This window comes from Streptomyces sp. NPDC001220 (genome assembly GCF_053597895.1).
This window is the reverse complement of record NZ_JBSFJE010000001.1, coordinates 59,600-79,642: the sequence shown is the minus strand read 5'-3', so window position 1 is coordinate 79,642 and position 20,043 is coordinate 59,600. Positions and strand designations below refer to the sequence as shown.

The 20,043-nt window shown below is 71.1% G+C and carries 18 protein-coding genes; 5 read left to right on the top strand and 13 right to left on the bottom strand.

What is annotated here, in order from left to right; all coding sequences use genetic code 11:
- Nucleotides 1-20: 20 nt before the first annotated feature.
- The 3 genes from gcvH to ACWDGI_RS00350 all read right to left on the bottom strand — a co-directional run bounded on the left by gcvH (nt 21) and on the right by ACWDGI_RS00350 (nt 2,911).
- Nucleotides 21-404 (bottom strand): glycine cleavage system protein GcvH, encoded by a 384-nt coding sequence (gene gcvH / locus ACWDGI_RS00360; RefSeq protein WP_450753867.1) that lies wholly within the window; start codon nt 402-404, stop codon nt 21-23.
- 100 nt (nt 405-504) lie between these two features.
- A complete protein-coding gene (locus ACWDGI_RS00355; protein WP_450753865.1) occupies nt 505-1,506 on the bottom strand; it encodes a magnesium transporter CorA family protein in 1,002 nt (333 codons plus the stop codon).
- 91 nt (nt 1,507-1,597) lie between these two features.
- A complete protein-coding gene (locus ACWDGI_RS00350) occupies nt 1,598-2,911 on the bottom strand; it encodes a PucR family transcriptional regulator (protein WP_450753863.1) in 1,314 nt (437 codons plus the stop codon).
- Between the two features lie 111 nt (nt 2,912-3,022).
- Between ACWDGI_RS00350 and ACWDGI_RS00345 the strand changes: the two genes are divergently transcribed.
- The 4 genes from ACWDGI_RS00345 to ACWDGI_RS00330 all read left to right on the top strand — a co-directional run bounded on the left by ACWDGI_RS00345 (nt 3,023) and on the right by ACWDGI_RS00330 (nt 8,205).
- Nucleotides 3,023-3,475, top strand: coding sequence for a nucleoside deaminase (locus ACWDGI_RS00345; protein ID WP_360489050.1), 453 nt, complete (start codon nt 3,023-3,025; stop codon nt 3,473-3,475).
- Nucleotides 3,465-4,448, top strand: a complete 984-nt coding sequence (locus ACWDGI_RS00340; RefSeq protein WP_450753861.1) for an isopenicillin N synthase family dioxygenase — start codon at nt 3,465-3,467, stop codon at nt 4,446-4,448. The genes ACWDGI_RS00345 and ACWDGI_RS00340 overlap by 11 nt, the downstream gene beginning before the upstream one ends.
- Nucleotides 4,449-4,564: 116 nt before the next feature.
- The gene (locus tag ACWDGI_RS00335) at nt 4,565-6,658 is read left to right on the top strand and encodes a hypothetical protein (protein WP_450753859.1); all 2,094 of its coding nucleotides are present in this window, start codon (nt 4,565-4,567) and stop codon (nt 6,656-6,658) included.
- On the top strand, nt 6,658-8,205 hold the full coding sequence (locus tag ACWDGI_RS00330; protein ID WP_450753857.1) for a hypothetical protein: 1,548 nt from the start codon (nt 6,658-6,660) through the stop codon (nt 8,203-8,205). Before ACWDGI_RS00335 ends, ACWDGI_RS00330 begins: the two co-directional genes overlap by 1 nt.
- A gap of 97 nt (nt 8,206-8,302) precedes the next feature.
- On the opposite strand, the gene ACWDGI_RS00325 is transcribed toward ACWDGI_RS00330, so the two are convergent.
- The 8 genes from ACWDGI_RS00325 to hemL form a co-directional block, all read right to left on the bottom strand.
- The gene (locus ACWDGI_RS00325) at nt 8,303-8,656 is read right to left on the bottom strand and encodes an SRPBCC family protein (protein WP_450753855.1); all 354 of its coding nucleotides are present in this window, start codon (nt 8,654-8,656) and stop codon (nt 8,303-8,305) included.
- Between the two features lie 25 nt (nt 8,657-8,681).
- On the bottom strand, nt 8,682-9,776 hold the full coding sequence (gene ccsB, locus ACWDGI_RS00320) for a c-type cytochrome biogenesis protein CcsB (protein WP_450753854.1): 1,095 nt from the start codon (nt 9,774-9,776) through the stop codon (nt 8,682-8,684).
- Complete coding sequence (gene resB, locus ACWDGI_RS00315) at nt 9,773-11,476, bottom strand: cytochrome c biogenesis protein ResB (RefSeq protein ID WP_450753852.1); 1,704 nt, start codon at nt 11,474-11,476, stop codon at nt 9,773-9,775. Before resB ends, ccsB begins: the two co-directional genes overlap by 4 nt.
- A gap of 3 nt (nt 11,477-11,479) precedes the next feature.
- Nucleotides 11,480-12,253: a cytochrome c biogenesis CcdA family protein gene (locus ACWDGI_RS00310; RefSeq protein ID WP_450753850.1), complete on the bottom strand. Its 774-nt coding sequence runs from the start codon at nt 12,251-12,253 to the stop codon at nt 11,480-11,482.
- Nucleotide 12,254: 1 nt separating this feature from the next.
- A complete protein-coding gene (locus ACWDGI_RS00305) occupies nt 12,255-12,845 on the bottom strand; it encodes a TlpA family protein disulfide reductase (RefSeq protein WP_450753848.1) in 591 nt (196 codons plus the stop codon).
- Between the two features lie 66 nt (nt 12,846-12,911).
- Nucleotides 12,912-14,174: a hypothetical protein gene (locus ACWDGI_RS00300; RefSeq protein WP_450753847.1), complete on the bottom strand. Its 1,263-nt coding sequence runs from the start codon at nt 14,172-14,174 to the stop codon at nt 12,912-12,914.
- 136 nt (nt 14,175-14,310) lie between these two features.
- Nucleotides 14,311-14,994, bottom strand: a complete 684-nt coding sequence (locus ACWDGI_RS00295; protein ID WP_450753845.1) for a histidine phosphatase family protein — start codon at nt 14,992-14,994, stop codon at nt 14,311-14,313.
- Nucleotides 14,991-16,319 carry a glutamate-1-semialdehyde 2,1-aminomutase gene (gene hemL / locus ACWDGI_RS00290; protein ID WP_450753843.1) on the bottom strand — a complete coding sequence of 443 codons (1,329 nt, stop codon included), beginning with the start codon at nt 16,317-16,319 and terminating at the stop codon, nt 14,991-14,993. The genes ACWDGI_RS00295 and hemL overlap by 4 nt, the downstream gene beginning before the upstream one ends.
- 374 nt (nt 16,320-16,693) lie before the next feature.
- Here hemL and ACWDGI_RS00285 point away from each other — a divergent pair, with 374 nt between their 5' ends.
- Entirely contained in the window at nt 16,694-17,368 is a 675-nt protein-coding gene (locus ACWDGI_RS00285) for a hypothetical protein (protein ID WP_450753841.1), read from the top strand.
- Between the two features lie 70 nt (nt 17,369-17,438).
- Here ACWDGI_RS00285 and ACWDGI_RS00280 read toward each other — a convergent pair whose 3' ends face one another.
- On the bottom strand, nt 17,439-18,227 hold the full coding sequence (locus tag ACWDGI_RS00280; RefSeq protein ID WP_450753839.1) for an SAM-dependent methyltransferase: 789 nt from the start codon (nt 18,225-18,227) through the stop codon (nt 17,439-17,441).
- Nucleotides 18,228-18,348: 121 nt separating this feature from the next.
- Nucleotides 18,349-20,013, bottom strand: coding sequence for a dolichyl-phosphate-mannose--protein mannosyltransferase (locus tag ACWDGI_RS00275; RefSeq protein WP_450753837.1), 1,665 nt, complete (start codon nt 20,011-20,013; stop codon nt 18,349-18,351).
- Between the last annotated feature and the right edge of the window lie 30 nt (nt 20,014-20,043).

The window sequence follows — 20,043 nt, the reverse complement described above, 5'->3', positions numbered from 1 at the left end:
AGCCCAGCGCCGTCGCGGTGCTAGGCGTCCCTCGAGGCGAGGTACTCCTCGTACTTCTCGGAGCTCATCAGGTCGTCGAGGTCCTTCTTGTCGGAGACCTGGATCCTGATCACCCACGCGGCGTGCGGCTCGCTGTTGAGCAGCTCGGGTTCGGAGTTCAGGTCCTCGTTCATCTCGATCACCTTGCCGCCCACCGGCATGTAGACCTCGGTCACCGCCTTCACGGACTCCACGGTGCCGAACTCCCGGCCGGCGTCGATCGTGTGGCCCACGGTCGGCACTTCCACGAACACGATGTCACCGAGCTGCTTCTGGGCGAACTCGGTGATCCCGATCTCGGCGGAGCCGCCGTTCACGCGGATCCATTCGTGTTCCCGGGTGTACTTGCAGTCGGACGGGTACATGGCGCGGCTCCTTCGAGGTCGGTTCGGCGCAATCAGCCTGCCACCCCCGTCGCCCTGCGTAACGATCCGGATACACCACCCGGGTGACGGTCCGCCGCGGCTAGCCGTCGTCCCGCAGCCGCCGCCAGATGCGGGTGCGGTGCAGTACGTAGACGGCGACGGCCAGGGTGACCAGCTGGAGGCCCACGGCGAGCAGCCAGAACTCGTCCCGGGTCTCCAGCCGGTTCGTCAGGAAGGTGAAGTTCATGCCGAAGAACCCGGTCAGGAACGACAGCGGCAGGAAGATCACCGACACGATGGCCAGCCGGTTGATCACGCCGTTCTGCTCGCCCGCGACCAGGGACGAGTAGCTGGCCAGGGCGCGGCGCGCGGCGTCCTGGAGGGACTCGATGTCCGTGCGGACCAGACGGGCCGCGCGGGCGAACTCCTGGGCGAGTCGCTGCCGTTCGACCGGGAAGTCGCTGCTCATCATCCGGCGGGTGACCACCTCGTCGACGGCCTGGAGGTAGGGCAGCAGCGAGTGGTGCAGGAGGGCGGCGCGGCGGCGCAGCTGGGACAGCAGGTAGATCTGCTCGGGGTGCCGGTCCTCGAACATGGCGTCCTCCAGCTCCTCCACCTGGAGCAGGGCGTCCACCGTGGCGCGGCGGAACGTCGCCAGCGCCTCCTGGAGCAGCAGGAACAGCGTGGCCACGGCGTCATGGGGCCGCTCGCGCCGCAGCTGGGCCCTGAGGCCCGGCGCCAGGACGGCCCGGCCCCAGTGGGCGGCCACCAGGAAGCGCTCGCCGGCCAGGGCGTGCACGTGCGTGACCCGGTCCTCCACGACCACGGGCACGACGAAACCGGCGATGTCCCCCAGGAACTCGGCCCGCGGCGACTCGTCCGGCACACCGAACCAGTCCAGGTCCTCGTCGTCCAGCCCGAGCCGCCGTGCCACCGGCTCCTCCGCCGGGTCGGCCTCCTGCGGCAGTTGGATCCCGAGGATCAGGAACGGGTCCCCGGCAAGCCGCCGACGGGCCTCCGGCACCGAGATACGCGTCGTGCCCCCGTCCGGCACCGACACCATCGTCACGATCATCGCCTCACCGCTGATCCCGTCGGCCACGGTCCCAGCGTCCGTGCGGTCCCCGGTCCGCGCACGCGGAAGCGCCCGGATGCCGGGCGGGGCGGCCACCAACGGGTGAGAGCCGGTTCGCTCAGGCCACCGTGCGCAGCCCGCTCACCGCCACCGCCGTCCCCCGCACCACCCGGTGCGCGCAGGCAGCCGTCAGCAGTTCGCCCAGCAGGTCGGGGTCGTCGATCTCCAGCCCGAGGAGGGCCTCGATGCGTTCCAGGCGCTGGTAGAGGGACTGGCGGCCGATGTGGAGGAGGGCCGCCGTGCGGGTCGGGGAGCAGCCGTGGCGGAGGTGGACCTCCAGGGTGCGGACCAGGTCGCTGGCGTGGGCGGCCTCCCAGGCCAGCAGCGGGCCGAGGGTGTGCTGGACGAGAGCGGCGAGACGGTCGCGGTTGGCGGCGACACCGCCCCGGGTCAGCTCCCGTTCCAGGGCGAGGGCGCGGGCGGAGGTCACCAACGGGCCCTGCGCCGGGGCCGGTTCCGCGGGCGGCACGGTCAGGGCCAGTTCGAGGGTGGTGCGGGCCGCGCGCAGCGTCTCGCTCCAGTGCAGCCAGCCGCCGCCCGCGTCGACGGCGTGCCCGACGGCGACGGTGAGCCCGGCGCCGGCGACCGTGCGAAAGGCCTCCTGGACCGCGCGGACGGGGTCGCGGGAGCCGAGCCCCGCGCCGAGGCCCGCACCCGGGCCGCCCCGGCCGGCGCCCACACGGCCGCCGGCGCCCGGCAGCACGACCAGCGCGAGTACGTCACCGGGGAACGCCGCCCGCATCGCCCCCGCCCCGCCCAGCAGCCGCACCGCCCGGTCCACGGCTCCGGTCTCCCGCGTCCCGTGCACCGACACCCCGATCAGCCACGCCCCCGGCCCCGGACGGAACCCGGCGAGCGCGGAGCGGGCCTCCACCTCCGGCTGGTTCAGCGCGGCCCGGTCGGCCAGGTCGGCCAGCAGGGCCGCCGTGTGATCGTCGCCCCAGGGCCGCACCACCGCACGCCCGGACAGCCCCCGGGCCACGATCGCCCGGTTGGCGGCCTCGGCGATCCGGACGAAGGGCACCACCCGGTGCAGGGCGAGCAGCGGCAGGCCGAGGCGGCAGGCCTCGTCGGTCACTTCGGGCGGCATGCCGGGCAGGGCCCGCCCGACCTCCACCGCGAGACCGGCCGCACCGCGCGCCGCCAGCTCCCGCACGTACCGGCGGCGGACCTCGTCGGCGGCGTCGGTCAGGCCGAAGCCGTTGGTGAGGAGCAGTTCGCCGCCGTCGAGGAAGTTGGCCCCCTCGTAGACCTCGCTGGAGTGCACCCAGCGCACGGGGCGGTCCAGGGCGCCCTCCCCGGCGAGCAGTTCGGGACGGGCCGCCCGCACGGGGTCGAGGGCCAGGACTTCGCGGAGGGTGAGTGCGGGCACGGGGACCTCCAGGGGACGGGCACGGGCGCTGACATTTCGTCCTGCCGCGGGTTGCCCGGAGGGTACTTTCCGCACGTTGCCCTCGTGTTTCGGCCACAGGAGAGTGAAGACATGGATCAGCTGCAAGCACGGACCTGGCTCGCCACCGCCGTCGCCGAGGCCCGCGCCGGGCTCGCCGAGGGGGGCATCCCGATCGGCGCCGCGCTCTACGGCGCCGACGGCGCACTGCTCGGGCGTGGGCACAACCGGCGGGTGCAGGACGGCGATCCGTCCCTGCACGCCGAGACGGCCGCCTTCCGCGCGGCGGGGCGGCAGCGGTCGTACCGGGGCACCACCATGGTGACGACCCTGTCGCCGTGCTGGTACTGCTCGGGTCTGGTCCGCCAGTTCGGCATCTCCCGGGTGGTGATCGGCGAGGCGACCACCTTCCACGGCGGCCACGACTGGCTCGCCGAGCACGGTGTGGAGATCGTCCTGCTGGACGACCCGGAGTGCGTCGACGTGATGCGCGCCTTCATCAAGAACCATCCGGCCCTGTGGAACGAGGACATCGGTGACGAGTGACACGACCAGCCCCGGCCCCCGTATCCCCACCGTCGATCTGCGGCCCTGGCTCGACGGGGACGAGGACGACCGGCGGGAGATCGCCCGGACCGTCGACGGTGCCCTGCAGACCGCCGGCTTCCTGCTCGTCACCGGGCACGGGGTCGACGCGGAGCTGCGGAACGGGGTCCGGGAGGCCGCGCGGCGGTTCTTCGCGCTGTCCGACGAGGTGAAGCAGGCGTACGAGGCGAAGGTCGGCGGCCGCGGCTGGCTGGGGCCCGGCGCGGAGGCCAACGGCTACTCGGAGGGCACCGAGACCCCGCCCGACCTGAAGGAGTCGCTGACCTTCGCGACCCACGAGCCGTTCGAGGACCCGCTGGTCAACGCCGAGTGGTACGCGCCCAACGTGTGGCCGTCGGAGGTGCCCGAGCTGCGGACGCTCTGCGCGGAGTACCTGGACCGGATGGCCGAGCTGGAGAAGGAGCTGCTGTCCCTCCTCGGGTACGCCCTCGGGCTCGAACGGGACTTCTTCTCCCGGCACATGGACCATCCGACGTACGGCTTCAACATCAACTGGTATCCGGGGACCGAGGTGCTCGGCGAGCCCGCGCCGGGGCAGTTCCGGATCGGACCGCACACCGACTTCGGGACGGTGACCATCCTGGACCGGCAGGCGGGCAAGGGCGGGCTCCAGGTGTTCACGGACGAGGGCGGCTGGGAGGACGCCCCGTTCGACCCGGCCGCCTTCACCATCAACATCGGCGACCTGATGGCCCGTTGGACCGGCGACCGGTGGCGTTCGGGACGGCACCGGGTACTGCCGCCGCCCACCGACGCGCCCGCCGAGGAACTGATGTCCCTCGTCTACTTCGGCGAGTGCACCCCGGGCACCACCGTCGAGTCGGTCCCGGCGCCGGTCGGCCGGGTGGCGTACCCGCCGGTCGACTCGCACGTCTACCTGCGGGAGAAGCTGGACTCCATCACGGTCGGCTGACCACCACCACGAGCGGCGATGTCACTCCCGGTACCGGTTTCGTAACCATACGGACATCACTCGGTCTGGCCCGAAGCAACTACCCCTTCCTACACTGGCGTCAGGGGGGAGATGCCTTGCACAGACGGTTGCACGGGCGTGGGGCGCTGTTCGACGCGGAGCCGGCCGGGCTCATACCGAGGATCGTCGGGTTACGGCCGCACCAGCACCGTGCCCATCCCCTCGAACACCCCGGCGAGCTGCCGTTCGTGGTGCTGACCGGGGCCCGGGGGCTCGGCAAGAGCGCGGTGCTCGGCGAGTTACGGGACGCCTACCAGGGGCACACCCCGGTCGCCCTCGTCGACTGCGCGGAGGCGCAGTTCGCGGCGCCGCCCGCGGAGCGGCCCGCCGAGTCCTGGTCGCCGGTCGCGCAGGCCCTGCTGGTCGTCGCCGAGCAGCTCGCGGAACCGGTGACGGGAGCCGGCCGGATCACCTTCCCGCGCCTCATGTCCGGGCTGGTCGCGGTGGCCGCCGGGGGCTGGGGCGACGCCGACTCGGAGCGGATCCGGCGCGAGGTGGAGCGGATCCTGCTGCTGAACGAGAGCGGCTCCTGGATCAGCGGGTTCGCCGGGCGGTGGGCCGGGAAGGTGGCCGCGAAGGTGGTCGCCGCCGCCACCGGCACCGGCACCGGGCCGCTGGTCTCCGGCGCCATCGAGGCCACCCTGGAGTCGATCGCCGAGGGCTTCGCCAGCCGCCGGCACCAGAAGGCGTCGGTCTGGTACCGCACGTACCCCAACGCGGGCGGCCACGCGCAGCGCGGGCTGATCCTGCTGTCCGGGCACTTCCGGGCCGGCGGCACCTCACGGGAGCACGCCGAGCGCTATCTCGTACGGGCCCTGCTCGCCGACCTGACGGAGGCGTACAGCGGGGTGCTGCCCCGGATGCAGCGGCTCGGCCGGCCGCTGGTGCTGGTCGACGACGCGGGGACCGGGCCGGGCCCGGGCCTGCTCGACGCGGTGCTGCGCGACCGCGCCGACGGGGTCGCCGACCAGGTGGCGTTCGTCGCCGGGCTGCGCGGCGACGGCCGGGAGCTGCTGCGCAACGGCGTACGACGGGAGCTGGCCGAGGTCGCCCGGCGCACCGAGTGGGCCCCGGACGCGGCCGCTCCGTCCTCGCGGGCGCTGCTGGTGGCGTTACCGCCGCTCTCCCCCGACGACACCCTGCACCTCGTCGCCACCCCGGCCGCACCCCAACTTCCGCACGCCGTCCACCGGTTGACCGGCGGGAACCCGCTGGGCATCGCCGTGCTGGCGGAGGCCGCGGCCCAGCACCCGGACCGGGCCGGCGCGCTGGGCGACCTGCTCACCGCCGAGGTGCGCCGCACGGAGGACGGACCGTCCGCCCCGGTCTACCGCGAACTCCTCGACCGGCTGGTCCCGCGGGACCGGCTCGACGAACTGACCGTGCTCGCCGCCGCCCACGACCACGGCTCGGCGTGCGCGCTGGCCGCGGCGCTGCTCCCGGACGACTTCGGTCCGGCGGACGTACGGGCGTTGCAGAGCCGGCTGGCCGGGGAGGGGCTGCCGGTGGTGCCCGGGCAGTTCGTCGGCGACCCCTTCGTACGGACCCTGCTGCTGCTCCGGCTTCATCTGCGGGACCCCGACCACGGCGGCTGGCGCACCGCCCACGAGACGCTGGTCGCGTACTACACGCAGGACCGCCCGGACGGGCAGGCCCGCTTCCGGCTCCACCACCAACTGGCCCTGGGCCGCACCGAGTCGGCGGTCGCCCACCTCCGCGACACCTTCCCGGTCCTGGACACCCGTGCCTGGCTGGGGACCCTGCGGTTCGTCGCCTCGGCGCCCTACTTCCACGCCCACGACGCCGAGGGCCGCGACTTCGCCGGGCACGGCGACCGGCGGGCGGCGGTGGCGCTGGGCCGCACGGACGCCGGACAGCGGGTACCGGAGGACGTGGATCCCGTTCTGCATCTGCGCATCCGGCGGCTGCTGCACGCGGTGTGGCATCTGACCGATCCGCTGGTACTGCCCGACCCGAAGGTGGGCGACCGGCTCCGCTTCGAGCTGGAGCAGCTGTCCAACCTGCGGCCGGCCGGCAACGCGCTGCTGTGGCGGGCCTCCCGGGACTGGCCCACGGCCGCGCTGGCGGGCCGGCCGCCCGCCGACCCGGAGGACGACGAGGGCGACGACGAGCGGAGCGGGGTGGCGTGATGGCGCGGCGGGGTGTGGGCACGTGGTTGCGCGAAGGCGTCTGGGAGATCCCGCTGCGCCGCTATCTCGCCCTGCTCGTCACGGCGGGGCTGATCGCCGGCCTGGTGGTCGGGGTGCGGGCGGCCGTCCACGACGACCGGTCCTGCGCGCCGGGGGTGGCCCGCCCCGAGGACAGCGACGAGTGCGTGGGCGTGGCGACGACGGCGTTCGACTTCGGGCACCCGCAGCTGCGGGCCACGGTCCGGGCGATCGCCCGGGAGAACGCCCGCCTCAGGCCCGGGCGTTATGTGACGGTGGCGGTGATGCTGCCGTACACCGCGACGGCGGCGGCGAGCCTCGCCGACATCCAGCACGAGCTCCAGGGCGCCTACCTGGCCCAGTACCAGGCCAACCACGACTCCAACGGGGAGTCCCCGGCGATCCGGCTGGTGCTGGCCAACCCCGGTGCGACCAGTCAGTACTGGCGGAAGATGGTCGCGCAGCTGGCTCGGATGACCGGCTCCACGGACCGGCTGCGGGCGGTGGCCGGGGTCGGGCAGAGCACCGACGACAACAAGAAGGCCGTCAAGGAGCTGACCCGGCTGGGGATCCCCGTGGTGGGCTCGTCGATCACCGCCGACGATCTCGCCAACGGGCAGGCCGGCAAGGACCCCTACCCCGGTCTGGCGCGGGTGTCCCCGACCAACACCGACGAGGCCCGGGCGCTCGCCTCCTTCGCCGAGGTCGGCGCGGGCCGGGCGCTGCTGGTCTACGACAAGCCGGGCGACCCGTACACGCGGACGCTCCAGACGTCGTTCGCCGCGCTGATCAAGGGCTCGCCCTACGAGCCCCAGCCGTTCACACCGCCGGCCGACCGCAGCAAGGAGGGGACGACCGCGAACACGTTCCGGCAGATCACCAACCTGGTCTGCGACACCTCGCGGTCGACCGACACGATCCTGTTCGCCGGCCGGCACACGCAGCTGCGGCAGTTCATCAACGCGCTGGGCGGACGGGGCTGCCAGGACCGGAAGTTCACGGTGCTGACGGGGGACGAGGGGTCGTACCTCACCGGCGAGAAGGACCTGGACCGGGACGCGCTCCGGCACAACCTCTCGGTCCGCTACACCGCCCTGGCCCATCCGGACGCGTGGGACAAGGGCAGCCCGAGGACGGGTGGTTCGGCGGCGGACATGGCGACGCTGACACGGCTGCTGAAGGGTGCGGAGAAGTCACCGGTGGGGCCGATCGGGCCGGTGGCCCTGGAGGACGGGCAGCTGATCATCGCGTACGACGCGACGCGGCTCGCGGTGCACGGCATCCGCGAGGCGGTGCCGGAGGGCAGGTCGGTGCCGACACTCGCCGACGTGGGGCTGCAGTGGCCCCAGGTGAAGGGGTCGTTGCGGGTGGACGGGGCGAGTGGGTGGATCTGCCTGGACGCGCACGGGAACCCGTACGACAAGGCGGTGCCGGTGGTGGAGCTGCGCCCGGAGGGCGGGTCGCGGTTCGTGAAGATCGCCTGGCCGGAGGGGAAGCCGCCGGGGGCGGAGTGCTTGCCGCCGTCTTGATCTGCGGGCCGGTGGCGGCTGGTCGCGTCCACGCGGCGGAGCCGCACACCGGCACGGCCCCGCGCCCCTGAAAATCGGGCGCTGCGCGCCCCGGTTCTCATGCCGCCAATTGATCGGCCAGACGTTCGAAACGACTCCGCCACTCCGGCTCTGTCGTCGTCCCGCCCTCGGACTCGTGGGTGAAGCGCAGAGCCGTGCCGGACTCGCCGTCCGGTTCCAGGTGGAAGCGGAGGCGGCCGCCGGGGGCCACCGTGTACTCGGCGATCCGGTCGACGTCCCAGGCCGTCACCCTGCCCGTACCCAGCTCACCAAGGGTGACCGTGCCGTCCAGTCTCGGTTGCAGGACGTCGACCGGGGCGAGCCAGGCGGCCAGGCCCTCCGGGGTGGAGAGGCTCGGCCAGACCTGGCCCATGGGCCTCGGCAGTCGGATCAGCAGCTGAAGGACGGCCATGGCATCAGTTTCGCCCCTCGGCGGCTCACACGCCCGCGTAGGAGTGCTTGCCGGTGACGAAGATGTTGACGCCGTAGTAGTTGAACAGCCAGCAGCCGAAGGCGAGCATCGCCAGGTAGGCGGCCTTGCGGCCCTTCCATCCCGCGGTGGCGCGGGCGTGCAGGTAGCAGGCGTAGGCGACCCAGGTGATGAAGGACCAGGTCTCCTTGGGGTCCCAGTTCCAGTAGCGGCCCCAGGCGCTGCCCGCCCAGATCGCGCCCGCGATGATCGTGAAGGTCCAGAGCGGGAAGACCGCCGCGTTGACGCGGTAGGCGAACTTGTCCAGCGAGGCCGATGCCGGCAGACGCTCCAGGACCGAGGCGGCGAAGCGGCCGGGGGTGCCGCCGGTCTCCAGCTTGTTCTCGTAGGAGTCCTTGAAGAGGTAGAGGATCGTGGCGACCGCGCCGACGTAGAAGACCGCGCCGCAGAAGATCGCGGTGGAGACGTGGATGTACAGCCAGTACGAGTGCAGGGCCGGGACCAGCGGCTCGCTCGCCGTGTAGAGGACGGTGACCGCGAGACCGAGGTCGAGCAGGACCGTGGTGATGAGGAAGAGGCCCATCCAGCGGACGTTCTTCTTCAGGGCCAGCAGCCCGAGGTAGATGGCGACGGCGACCGTGGAGAACGTGATGTTGAACTCGTACATGTTGCCCCACGGCGCCCGCTGCACGGAGGCCGCCCGGGTGACCACCCCGGCGAGCTCCACCAGGAAGGCGAGGGCCGTGAGGGAGATCGCGATCCGGCCGTAGAGGTCGCCCTGCTCGTCGCCGCCGTGGGCGCCGGGGCCGTCCGGCACGTCACGCGAGCCGGCCGCGGCGCGGACCACGACCTTCGGGCGTTCCAGTACGGCGGTGCCGCCGGCCTTCTTGACCGTCACCGCGGGCGCCTTCTTCGCCGCGCCCTCGGTGGTGAGCGCGTTGGCGGTACGCGCGACGCGGCTGCGGCTGCCCAGCAGCCACTCGAAGATGTAGGCGAAGAAGGCCAGCGTGTAGACGGCCATCGAGGAGTAGATGAGCGTGTTGCTCATGCTGGCGAGATGCTCGTTGGTCGCGGCGAGCGTGGTTGCGGCGGCGGAAGTCATCGCTTCTCAGCCCCTTCGGCAGGTACGGGGGATTCTGCGGAACGGTCGTCTTCGTCGGGGTCGGGAGCCCCCGGCGCCTGGTCGTAGAGGATTGCCGCGAGGTCGCCCAGCTCCTCGGGCACCTTCGCCGACTCGCTGCGGCCGAGGCCGGCCATCTCGACGACGGTGACGCCGTCGGGGCCCGGCACGGCCCGCACCCAGACACGGCGGCGCTGGATGAACAGCGAGGCGGCGAGGCCGAAGATCGCGGTGAGGGCACCGCCCAGCGCCCAGCCGCTGCCGGGTTCCTGGACGATCTCGAAGCCGGCCCATTCCTTGACGTCCTTCTCGAACGTCACGGAACCGGCGCCGTTCGGCAGCTGCATGGTCTGCCCGGGCTTGAGGTTGTCGCGCAGCTGCTGCCCCTTGGAGTCCTTGAACTCCTTCATGTGGGTCTTGTCGAGCTGGTAGACGCTCTGCGGGATGCCCGAGTTGACGCCGAGGTCGCCGTGGTACGGCGTCAGGTTCAGCACCGGGTTCTCCAGCGCCGGGAACGTGGACAGGACCGAGGCGCCACCGCCGTAGGTCGGCAGGAAGAACGCCGAGATGCCGAGCTGCTCGCCGACGCCCTGGGCGTTCTTGTAGCCGTCCATCACCTTGACCACGCCCTGGGAGGTGACGTTGGCGTCGAGCGGGAGCAGCGGCACGGCGTCGTGGTAGACCACGTCGCCCTTGCCGTCGCGGACCGTGATGACGGGGGCGTAGCCGTGGCTGACGAGGTAGACCTTGGCGTCGTCGATGTGCAGCGGCTCGTTCACCTTGATGGCGGTCCGCTTCGGCTTGCCGTAGGCGCCTTCGCTGTAGTCGATGTCCGCGCTGAACGTGACCGGTGTGCCCTTGCTGGGGCCGCTGGTCTGGTAGCTGGCGTGGAAGTTCTTCAGGTCGAAGCTGAACGGCACCAGGTCGTCGGTGCTGAACAGGGAGCCCGACTTGAAGTCGTCGTACTGGAGGATCGAGTTGGCGAACCCGTCGCCCTCGACGACCAGCTTGGTGCCGTCCGACTTGTACATCTGGCCGGAGGCGAACGCGATCAGCAGCACGATCAGCGCGATGTGGAAGGCGAGGTTGCCGAACTCGCGGACGTAGCCCTTCTCGGCGGCGACCGCGTCCCCGGCGAGGTGGGCGCGGAAGCGCCGCTTCTTCAGCAGCTTCAGCGCCGCCGCACGGACCTCCTCGGGTGCCGCCGTGGTCCGCCAGGTGGTGTACGCGGGCAGGCGGTTCAGCCGCTTCGGGGCGCCCGGCGGACGGCCGCGCAACTGGCCCACGAACTGCCAGGCGCGCGGGATGATGCAGCCGACGAGCGAGACGAACAGCAGGATGTAGATCGCCGAGAACCACACCGAGCTGTAGACGTGGAAGAGGCCGAGCTTGTCGTAGACCGGCGACAGCGTCTTGTGGGCCTTGCGGAAGTCGTCGACCTTGGAGATGTCGGCGCCGGACTGCGGGATCAGCGAGCCGGGGATCGCGCCCAGCGACAGCAGCAGGAGCAGCAGCAGGGCGATCCGCATGGAGGTCAGCTGCCGCCAGAACCAGCGGGCCCAGCCGATGACACCGATGCCGGGGACGATCGGCGGCTCGTCCTGGGAGGGCGCGGTGGACAGCTGCGAGCCGGCCGCGCCGAGATCCTGATCGTCGGACGCGTTCTTCGGAGTCGTACTCATCGATCAGATCCCTACAGTGAAGCCGTCGGACCAGCCCTGCATGTCCTGTACGAGGCTGTCCCAGGCCCCGGTCAGCAGCAGCACACCGGTCACGATCATCATCGTGCCGCCGATGCGCATCACCCAGACATAGTGGCGCTTGACCCAGCCGAAGGCGCCGAGCGCCTTGCGGAAGGCGACCGCCGCCAGCACGAACGGCACGCCGAGTCCCAGACAGTAGGCGACCGTCAGTATGGCGCCGCGTCCCGCGCTGGCCTGATTGAAGGACAGGGCCGTGACGGACGCCAGGGTCGGGCCGATGCACGGGGTCCAGCCGATGCCGAACAGCGCGCCGAGCAGCGGTGCCCCTATCAGACCGGTCACCGGCCGCTTGTGGAAGCGGAACTCCCGCTGGGTGAACCAGGGCATCAGGCCCATGAAGAACACGCCCATGGCGATCATCAGCACGCCGAGCACCTTGCCGAGGGTGCCGGACTGCTCCTGGAGGGTCTGGCCGAAATAGCCGAACAGCGCCCCGCCCGAGACGAACACGGCGGTGAAGCCGAGCACGAAGAGGGAGGCGCCGGCGACCATCCGGCCGCGCCGGGCCTCCGCGAGATCCGTGCCGGCGACCCCGGTCACGTAGGAGAGGTATCCGGGTACGAGGGGCAGGACGCACGGGGAGAAGAAGGAGACGAGTCCGCCGAACAGCGCTACCGGCAGGGCGACCAGCAGGGCGCCGCTGAACACGGTCTCGTTCTTGCCTGTCTCCGCCGCGAGCGTCAGGAGTGCACTCACGTCACTTCTCCGCGACGACCGGCTTGATCATCTTCAGCAGGTTCTCCTCGCTGAGCGCCGCCAGCGAGCGCGCCGCGACGTTGCCCTGCCGGTCGAGGACCAGGGTGGAGGGGATGGCCTGCGGGTTGAGCGTGCCCTTCTTGAAGCGGAGCATCAGCTTGCCCGTCGGGTCGTACAGGCTCGGGTAGCCGATGCCGTTCTGCTTCTCGAAGGCGACCGCGGAACCGGTGCTGGTGTCGCGGGTGTTGATGCCGACGAACTGGACGCCCTTGCTCGCGTACTCCTTGGAGACGGAGGCGAAGTAGGGCGCCTCGGCGCGGCACGGGCTGCACCAGGAGCCCCACACGTTGATGACGACGACCTTGCCCTTGTAGCTCGCGACGTCCAGCGTGCTGCCGTCGATCGTCTTGCCGGACAGGTCGGGGGCCGCCGCGCGGTGGCCCTTCGCGACCGTGTCGATGCCGTCCTTGCCGGTGACGAAGTTGGTGTTGCCGCCTCCGCCGGAGGTGCCGCCGTTGCCGCACGCGGACAGGGTCAGGGCCGCCGCGGCGGCCATGGCGCCAAGCAGGACGGCGCGGCTACGGGTACTCATGTGAAAAGTTTCGCATGCCCGTTCTGAGGATCTTGCGCACCCCCCTTGGTCCGGGAAACGGCCCTTTCAGGCCGCGGCCCCCTGCTTGAGGAAGGTCTTCCAGCCCCCCGTCGGCCGCCGGCCCACGTCCAGGGTGCGCAGCTTCGCCAGGACCTCGGGCTTCTGTACGTCCATCCAGTCCACGAACTGACGGAAGGAGACCATGCGTACGTCGGCGCCCTTTTCCTTCTCGCGGGCGATGTGCTTGAAGGCCTCCTCGACGGAGTCCATGTAGATGCCGCCATTCCACTGCTCGAAGTGGTTGCCTATGAAGAACGGTGCCCGGTTTGTCGTGTACGCCCGCTCGAATCCGGCTATGTACGACTGTGCGGACTGCCGTCGCCAGCCCGGGTAGTTGTAGGCGGGGGCCTTCGTCGAGTTCACCGACTGGTTGGCGAGCATGTTGTAGTCCATGGACAGGACCTCGAAGGAGTGGCCGGGGAACGGTATCTGCTGGAGGGGCAGGTCCCAGATGCCCAGCTTCTTGTCCGGCCAGGTCTGGCGGCCGCCCGGCGAGGAGGCGTCGTAGCGCCAGCCGAGCTCGCGGGCGGTGGGCAGCAGGTTGTTCTGGCCGAGGAGGCAGGGGGTACGGCCGCCGACCAGCTCCTTGTCGTAGTCGAAGGGCAGGGACGGCAGGTCGGTCCAGCCGCTGTTGGTCCGCCACTCCTTCACGAACGCCTTGGCCTGGTCTATCTCGCTGCGCCACTGCTTGGGCGTCCAGTTGCCGACCGTGCCGTAGCCGCCGCAGAAGTGCCCGTTGAAGTGGGTGCCTATCTCGTGCCCTTCGAGCCAGGCGCGGCGGACGTTGGTGAGCGTCGCCTTGATGTGCTCGTCGGTGAGGTAGCCGATGTCGGAGGCGCCACGGGGGTTGTTCGGCGGGTTGTACAGCCGCTTCTTCGACTCGGGGAGGAGATAGAGACCCGAGAGGAAGAAGGTCATCGACGCGCCGTGTTCCTTGGCGAGGTCCAGGAAACGGGGGAAGAGGCCGTTGCCGACCTCGCCGGCGCCGTCCCAGGAGAAGATCACGAACTGCGGCGGGGTCTGGCCCGGCTCCAGCGGCTCGGGGGCGCCGGGCTGGTGCGGCTGCTTGCCGGTGTTCGAGGTGGAGCCGTCACCGAGGGGGCGGGCGGTGGGCTTGGGCTTGGGCGTTCCGGAGGGCGACCCGCTGGAACCGCCGGCATGGGTCGTGCCGTCCGACGAAGTGTGAGTGGTCCCGCAGCCGGCGAGGCCCAGTCCGGCCGCGGCGCCCGCGCCGACGCCGAGCATTCCCCTTCGGGTGAAGGTCCGCATGGTTCCCCGATTCGTCGCATCCTCTGGTGGTCACCCAGTCAGAGGGCGCGACGAACGATCGGGTTCCTTCACTTCTTCGCTGTTTCAAGCCGAATGCGACGAAGAGGCGGATAAGTACCGTATATCAGGGGGGGCTTTACGCCCCGAAGGCCTTGTCTTTCCCCTTCACCGGCTTGGCGCCGGCGCGGAGGTGGGCCGGGACGAGGTCGATGGCCGGCTCGCTGTATCCGACGGACACGATCCTGTCCCCTTCGTATGTGAAAGTCGTCAGGGAGGCGAGGGTGCACTGCCGCTTGCGCGGGTCGTGCCAGAGCCGGCGCTTCTCGACGTACGACCGCAGGATCCAGATCGGCAGCTGATGGCTGACCAGCACCGCCTCATGACCGCGTGCCTGGTCCCTGGCCGCGTCCAGCGCGCCCTTCATCCGGACGACCTGGTCGACGTACGGCTCGCCCCAGGACGGCCGGAACGGGTTGACCAGGTACTTCCAGTTGGCGGGCTTCTTCAGCGCGCCGTCACCGACGCCGAAGGTCTTGCCCTGGAAGATGTTCTCCGCCTCGATGAGCCGCTCGTCGGTGGCGAGGTCGAGCCCGTGCGCCTTGGCGATCGGGGTGGCGGTCTCCTGCGCCCGCTCCAGCGGCGAGGCGACGACGTACGTCACGTCCCGCGAGGAGAGGTGCTCGGCGACCCGGTCGGCCATCTGCCGGCCGAGCTCGGAGAGGTGGTAGCCGGGAAGTCTGCCGTACAGCACCCCGTCGGGGTTGGCGACCTCGCCGTGCCGCATCACATGGACGAGGGTGATGTCCTGCTGCTCGCTCATGCTGCCGTGGCCTCCGCGGCCGCTCGGGCCGCCGCCGGGAGGGCGTCGGCGATCTTCTGGATGGCCCGCTCGTCGTGGGCCGTGGAGACGAACCAGGACTCGAAGGACGACGGCGGCAGGTAGACGCCGTCGGAGAGGAGGGAGTGGAAGAAGGCGGTGAACCGGAAGGACTCCTGGCCCCGCGCGTCCTCGTAGTTACGCACCGGACGGTTGGTGAAGAACACCGAGAACATGTTGGAGGCGGTCTGCACCTGGTGCGCCACGCCCTCCTTGCTGAGCGCCTCGGTGACCAGCGCCTGGATCTGCGCGGAGACGGCGTCCACCTTCTCGTACGCCGCGTCGTCGAGCAGTCGCAGCTGGGCCAGCCCGGCGGCGGTCGCGACCGGGTTCCCGGAGAGGGTGCCGGCCTGGTAGACGGGCCCGGCCGGCGCGAGGTGCGCCATGACGTCCTCCCGGCCCCCGAAGGCGGCGGCCGGGAAGCCGCCCCCCATCACCTTCCCGAAGGTCATCAGGTCGGGCACCACCCCGTCGATCCCGAACCACCCGGCCCGGCTCGTCCGGAACCCGGTCATGACCTCGTCGGAGATGTACAGGGCGCCGTTCTTGTGGCAGGTGTCCCTGACCCCCTGGTTGAACCCGGGCGCGGGCGGCACGACGCCCATGTTGCCCGGCGAGGCCTCGGTGATCACACAGGCGATCTCCCCGGGGTGCCGGTGGAAGGCCTCCTGCACGGCTTCGAGGTCGTTGTACGGCAGCACGATCGTGTCCCCGGCCTGGGCGCCGGTGACACCGGGGGTGTCGGGCAGCGCGAAGGTCGCCACCCCCGACCCGGCCGCGGCGAGCAGCGAGTCGACGTGACCGTGGTAACACCCGGCGAACTTGATCACCTTGGTGCGCCGGGTGAACCCGCGGGCCAGCCGGATGGCGCTCATGGTGGCCTCGGTTCCGCTGCTGACCAGCCGCACCTGCTCCAGGGGGTCGATCCGGGCGACCATCTCCTCGGCGAGGGCGACCTCGCCCTCGCCGGGCGTACCGAAGGAGGTGCCGCGCGAGACGGCGTCCTGGACGGCGGCGATGACCTCGGGGTGGGAGTGCCCGAGGATCATCGGTCCCCAGGAGCAGACGAGGTCGACGTACTCGCGGCCGTCGGCGTCGGTGAGGTAGGCCCCCTTGCCGGAGACCATGAAGCGGGGGGTCCCGCCGACGGCGCGGAAGGCGCGCACCGGGGAGTTCACGCCGCCGGGCGTGACCGCGGAGGCGCGGTCGAAGAGCGCCTGTGAGGCGGGCGCGTCGTAGGGATAGGGCGTTTCGCTCTGGGCGCTCATGACGTGCGGCTTCTCCGGCTTCTCGGACTCCGGTTGCTGGGTGACCTCCTCAGGGTAGGCGGAGGAGGGTGCTCTGCTCGCAGCGACGGTGGGCTTCCGGGGGCGGAGGGGGTGGTCGGCGGCCCCCTGTGGCGGTCACGGCGGTCTTCTCGCAGCGGAAGACGGCGGTCCCCTCGCGGTGCCCGGGGCATCTGCGAGACTGTGACCCGATACACCCAGCTCATCCGGTACGTAGCCGGCCGGAGGCTGTAAAGATCCTGCGGACTGATGTTTCGACGCACGTTTCGGCGGGCGGCCGTGGGGGAGGTCACTGACACGATGATCGGGTTGCGCGGCGGAGGCCACGCGTCCTAGAAAAGCAGTCGGGTGGAGATATGCATCGCGGTGGCGGACTGGGCGAGGGGACTGATGACCTGGGTCCTCGACGTGCCCGGCGGGGAAGGCACCGACGCGACGCGGAGGAAGCGGCTGAGGCAGCACGTCAGGAACAGGGCGGCGTACCGAGTGAGTCCGAGCGGCGCGACCGACGTATCGATCAGTGGGACCAGAGGGCCCGGCGGATCGATCGCGGAATCGACCGTCTCGAGAGCGGGAGCAGGAATGGTGGTCGGGTGGGGGTGACGTACAAATACTTCGGCGCACCGGACGGCGCGACCGCGGCCCGGGTCCCGATCTCGATGCGCCCCGAGGAACTCGGCGGCGACGAGCTCGGCATGAACGGCATGTTCACGAAGATCAAGCCGGAGACCATGGCCGCGATGGTGCTGACGGGCATCGAAGGCGTGCCTCTGAACAAGGTGCCACCCCTGGAGCTGGTCGTCCTGCACCCGGACTACGCGGTGGTCAAGCTCCCCATGACGGTCGTCGACCCGCTGCGCGGCATAGGCGAGGAAGCGGTCGGCGCGGCCGCCTTCATCTGGTCGACGGTCCCGGACCGGGGCGGCCCGAGGGACGCGTTCAACGTGTACCAGCTGCTGCACGAGTGGCAGGACTTCTCGCACCGGCTGCACGAGGCGGGGCATCAGCCGTATTGCTTGGTGTGGCCCTGAGCCGGGGCTGCAGAGCGGGCGGGCGGGGTTTTCGAACCCCGCCTCTTTCGTGTGCCCGGAGGGGCCCGGTTCAGCGGATGCGGGCCACGCCCGCGTAGATGCCGCTGCCTTCCGGTTCCTGGGTCGGGGCGGTGGGGAACCACTCCGTCGCCGTCACCAGGCCGGGGGACACGAGATCCATGCCGTCGAAGAACCGCTCCACTTCCGGACGGGTGCGGAAGGCGAGCTGGATACCGCCCTTGGCGTACTCGGCGACGACCTGTTCGACGAGGTCCGGGAACATGTCGGACGCGGCGTGCGACAGGATCAGATGGCTGCCCGACGGCAGCGTCTCGACCAGGGCACGGACTATGCCGTGGGCGTCCTGCTCGTCGCTGATGAAGTGCATCAGCGCGATGAGCGACAGCGCGACCGGGCGGTCGAAATCCAGGACGTGCCGGGCGTGCCGGACGATCGCCTCCGGGTCGCGCACATCCGCCTGGATGTAGTCGGTCACCCCCTCCGGCCGGCTGATCAGCAGCGCCTCCGCGTGCCGCAGGACGATCGGGTCGTTGTCGGTGTAGACGACCTTGGCCGACGGGACGACGTTCTGCACGATCTGGTGGAGATTCGGCTCGGTGGGGATTCCGGTGCCTATGTCCAGGAACTGGTCGACGCCCTGGGTGGCGAGCCACGCGGCGGCCCGGTGCATGAACTGACGGTTCTGCCGGGCGGCGTCCCTCGCCTCGGGCGGCAGCTTCTCACCGACCGCCTCGTCGACCGGGTAGTTGTCCTTGCCGCCGAGCAGCCAGTCATAGACCCGTGCGGGGTGCGCCCTGCCGGTGTCGATCGACACGGACGGCTGAGGGTCGGTCGTCATGGCAACTCCATCGCGCCGGTGAGAAGTGCAGAGCGAGTTCGCCGTGATCGTACTCGGGCTCCTCATCTGCCTTGCACAGGGGCCGACTTGGGAAGCGCGGGGCCTGCGCTCACTCCGGCCCTCAGATCCAGCTGTCGAGCCACATCCTGGCCTGCCAGCCGGAGTACGGGATGGTCTGGCCGGTGTAGATCGGGAAGAAGTAGACGAAGTTCCAGGCGATGAGCAGGACCAGTACGCCCGCGGCCACCGCGCCGGTCTGCCGCCGCCGTTCCGCCGAGCCCGGCGGTCCCAGTACGGCTCCGATCATCATCGTCACGGCCAGGCACAGGTAGGGCACGAAGACGACCGCGTAGAAGGAGAAGACCGTACGGTCCTGGTACAGGAACCACGGCAGATAGCCGCCGCCGACCGCGCACAGGACGGCGCCGGCCCGCCAGTCGCGGCGCAGTGCCCAGCGGTAGAGCAGATAGACCAGGGCGCAGCACGCGGCCCACCACAGGACCGGGGTGCCCAGGGCGAGGACCGTCCGGGTACAGGCGGACGCTGCGTGGCAGCCGTCCTCGCCGGGTTCCGGCGAGTCGTAGGAGAACAGCACGGGGCGGCCGAGGACCAGCCAACTCCACGGATTGGACTGGTACTTGTGGGGTGTGTGCAGCCCCACGTTGAACTGGTACACCAGGTACTCGTAGTGCCACAGGCTGCGCAGCGGGGCCGGGATCCACGACCAGGTACCGCCGCGGCCGTCCGCCCAGTGACGCCCCCAGCCGTCGTCGGACAGGAACCAGCCGGTCCAGGTCACCAGGTAGGTCACGACGGCGACCGGCGCGAGGGAGAGCAGCGAGGGGCCGAGGTCCCTGCGCAGCACCGCCCGGTACGGGTGGCGGGCCCCCGCCACCCGGCGCGCACCGACGTCCCACAGCACGGTCAGGACCATGAAGAAGGCCAGGAAGTACAGGCCGTTCCATTTGGTGGAGGCGGCCAGGCCCAGGAAGAGACCGGCCGCGAGCCGCCAGGGCCGCCGGCCCGTTCCCGCACGGTCCCCGGTGTCTCCGTCGGGCCGTACCCGGCCGTCCGCGCCGGCCGGCAGCGCCGCCGCGAGCCGGGCCCGCGCCCGGTCCCGGTCGACCAGCAGGCAGCCGAACGCCGCCAGGGCGAAGACCATCACGACGAGGTCCAGCAGCGCGGTACGGCTCATCACGACATGCAGGCCGTCCACCGCCAGCAGCGTGCCGGCCAGGCAGCCCAGGAAGGTGGACCGGAACAGGCGGCGCCCGATCCGGCACAGCATCAGGACCGACAGGGTGCCCAGGAGGGCGGTCATGAAGCGCCAGCCGAACGGGGTGAGGCCGAACAGCCCCTCGCCCAGGGCGATCACCCACTTGCCGGTCGGCGGGTGCGCGACGAAGGAGCCCGCGTCGGAGAGCGGGATCACCTGCGGGTGGGCGAGGATCTGCGGGTCGGCGATCTTGCGGTCCGGCCAGGTGCCCTCGTAGCCGAGGTGCAGCAGCGACCAGGCGTCCTTGGCGTAGTAGGTCTCGTCGAAGACGATCTCCCGCGGCCGGCCGAGCCGCCAGAACCGGATCGCCCCCGCCAGTACGGCGACCAGTACCGGCCCCAGCCACTCCATCGCCCTCGCGACGCGGACCGCCGCCGCGGGCGCGAGCCCGGCAAGCGTCCCCAGGCGGGGTGACGGTTCCGGAAACGGCGGGACAAGTCGCTCGCGGACGTCGACGGGGGGACGCCCGGGAGCCCACCCCGCGATCCGGCGAGCCAGGGGGCGTTCCATCGCGTCCATTTCATCGAGCAACTGAGCCAC

Excerpts from the sequence above, each read along its gene's own strand:
- gcvH (WP_450753867.1), bottom strand. The coding sequence starts at position 404 with ATGTACCCGTCCGACTGCAAGTACACCCGGGAACACGAATGGATCCGC.
- ACWDGI_RS00345 (WP_360489050.1), top strand. The coding sequence starts at position 3,023 with ATGGATCAGCTGCAAGCACGGACCTGGCTCGCCACCGCCGTCGCCGAG.
- ACWDGI_RS00330 (WP_450753857.1), top strand. The coding sequence starts at position 6,658 with ATGGCGCGGCGGGGTGTGGGCACGTGGTTGCGCGAAGGCGTCTGGGAG.
- ACWDGI_RS00325 (WP_450753855.1), bottom strand. The coding sequence starts at position 8,656 with ATGGCCGTCCTTCAGCTGCTGATCCGACTGCCGAGGCCCATGGGCCAG.
- ccsB (WP_450753854.1), bottom strand. The coding sequence starts at position 9,776 with ATGACTTCCGCCGCCGCAACCACGCTCGCCGCGACCAACGAGCATCTC.
- resB (WP_450753852.1), bottom strand. The coding sequence starts at position 11,476 with ATGAGTACGACTCCGAAGAACGCGTCCGACGATCAGGATCTCGGCGCG.
- ACWDGI_RS00305 (WP_450753848.1), bottom strand. The coding sequence starts at position 12,845 with ATGAGTACCCGTAGCCGCGCCGTCCTGCTTGGCGCCATGGCCGCCGCG.
- ACWDGI_RS00300 (WP_450753847.1), bottom strand. The coding sequence starts at position 14,174 with ATGCGGACCTTCACCCGAAGGGGAATGCTCGGCGTCGGCGCGGGCGCC.
- ACWDGI_RS00295 (WP_450753845.1), bottom strand. The coding sequence starts at position 14,994 with ATGAGCGAGCAGCAGGACATCACCCTCGTCCATGTGATGCGGCACGGC.
- hemL (WP_450753843.1), bottom strand. The coding sequence starts at position 16,319 with ATGAGCGCCCAGAGCGAAACGCCCTATCCCTACGACGCGCCCGCCTCA.
- ACWDGI_RS00285 (WP_450753841.1), top strand. The coding sequence starts at position 16,694 with ATGCATCGCGGTGGCGGACTGGGCGAGGGGACTGATGACCTGGGTCCT.
- ACWDGI_RS00280 (WP_450753839.1), bottom strand. The coding sequence starts at position 18,227 with ATGACGACCGACCCTCAGCCGTCCGTGTCGATCGACACCGGCAGGGCG.
- ACWDGI_RS00275 (WP_450753837.1), bottom strand. The coding sequence starts at position 20,013 with ATGGAACGCCCCCTGGCTCGCCGGATCGCGGGGTGGGCTCCCGGGCGT.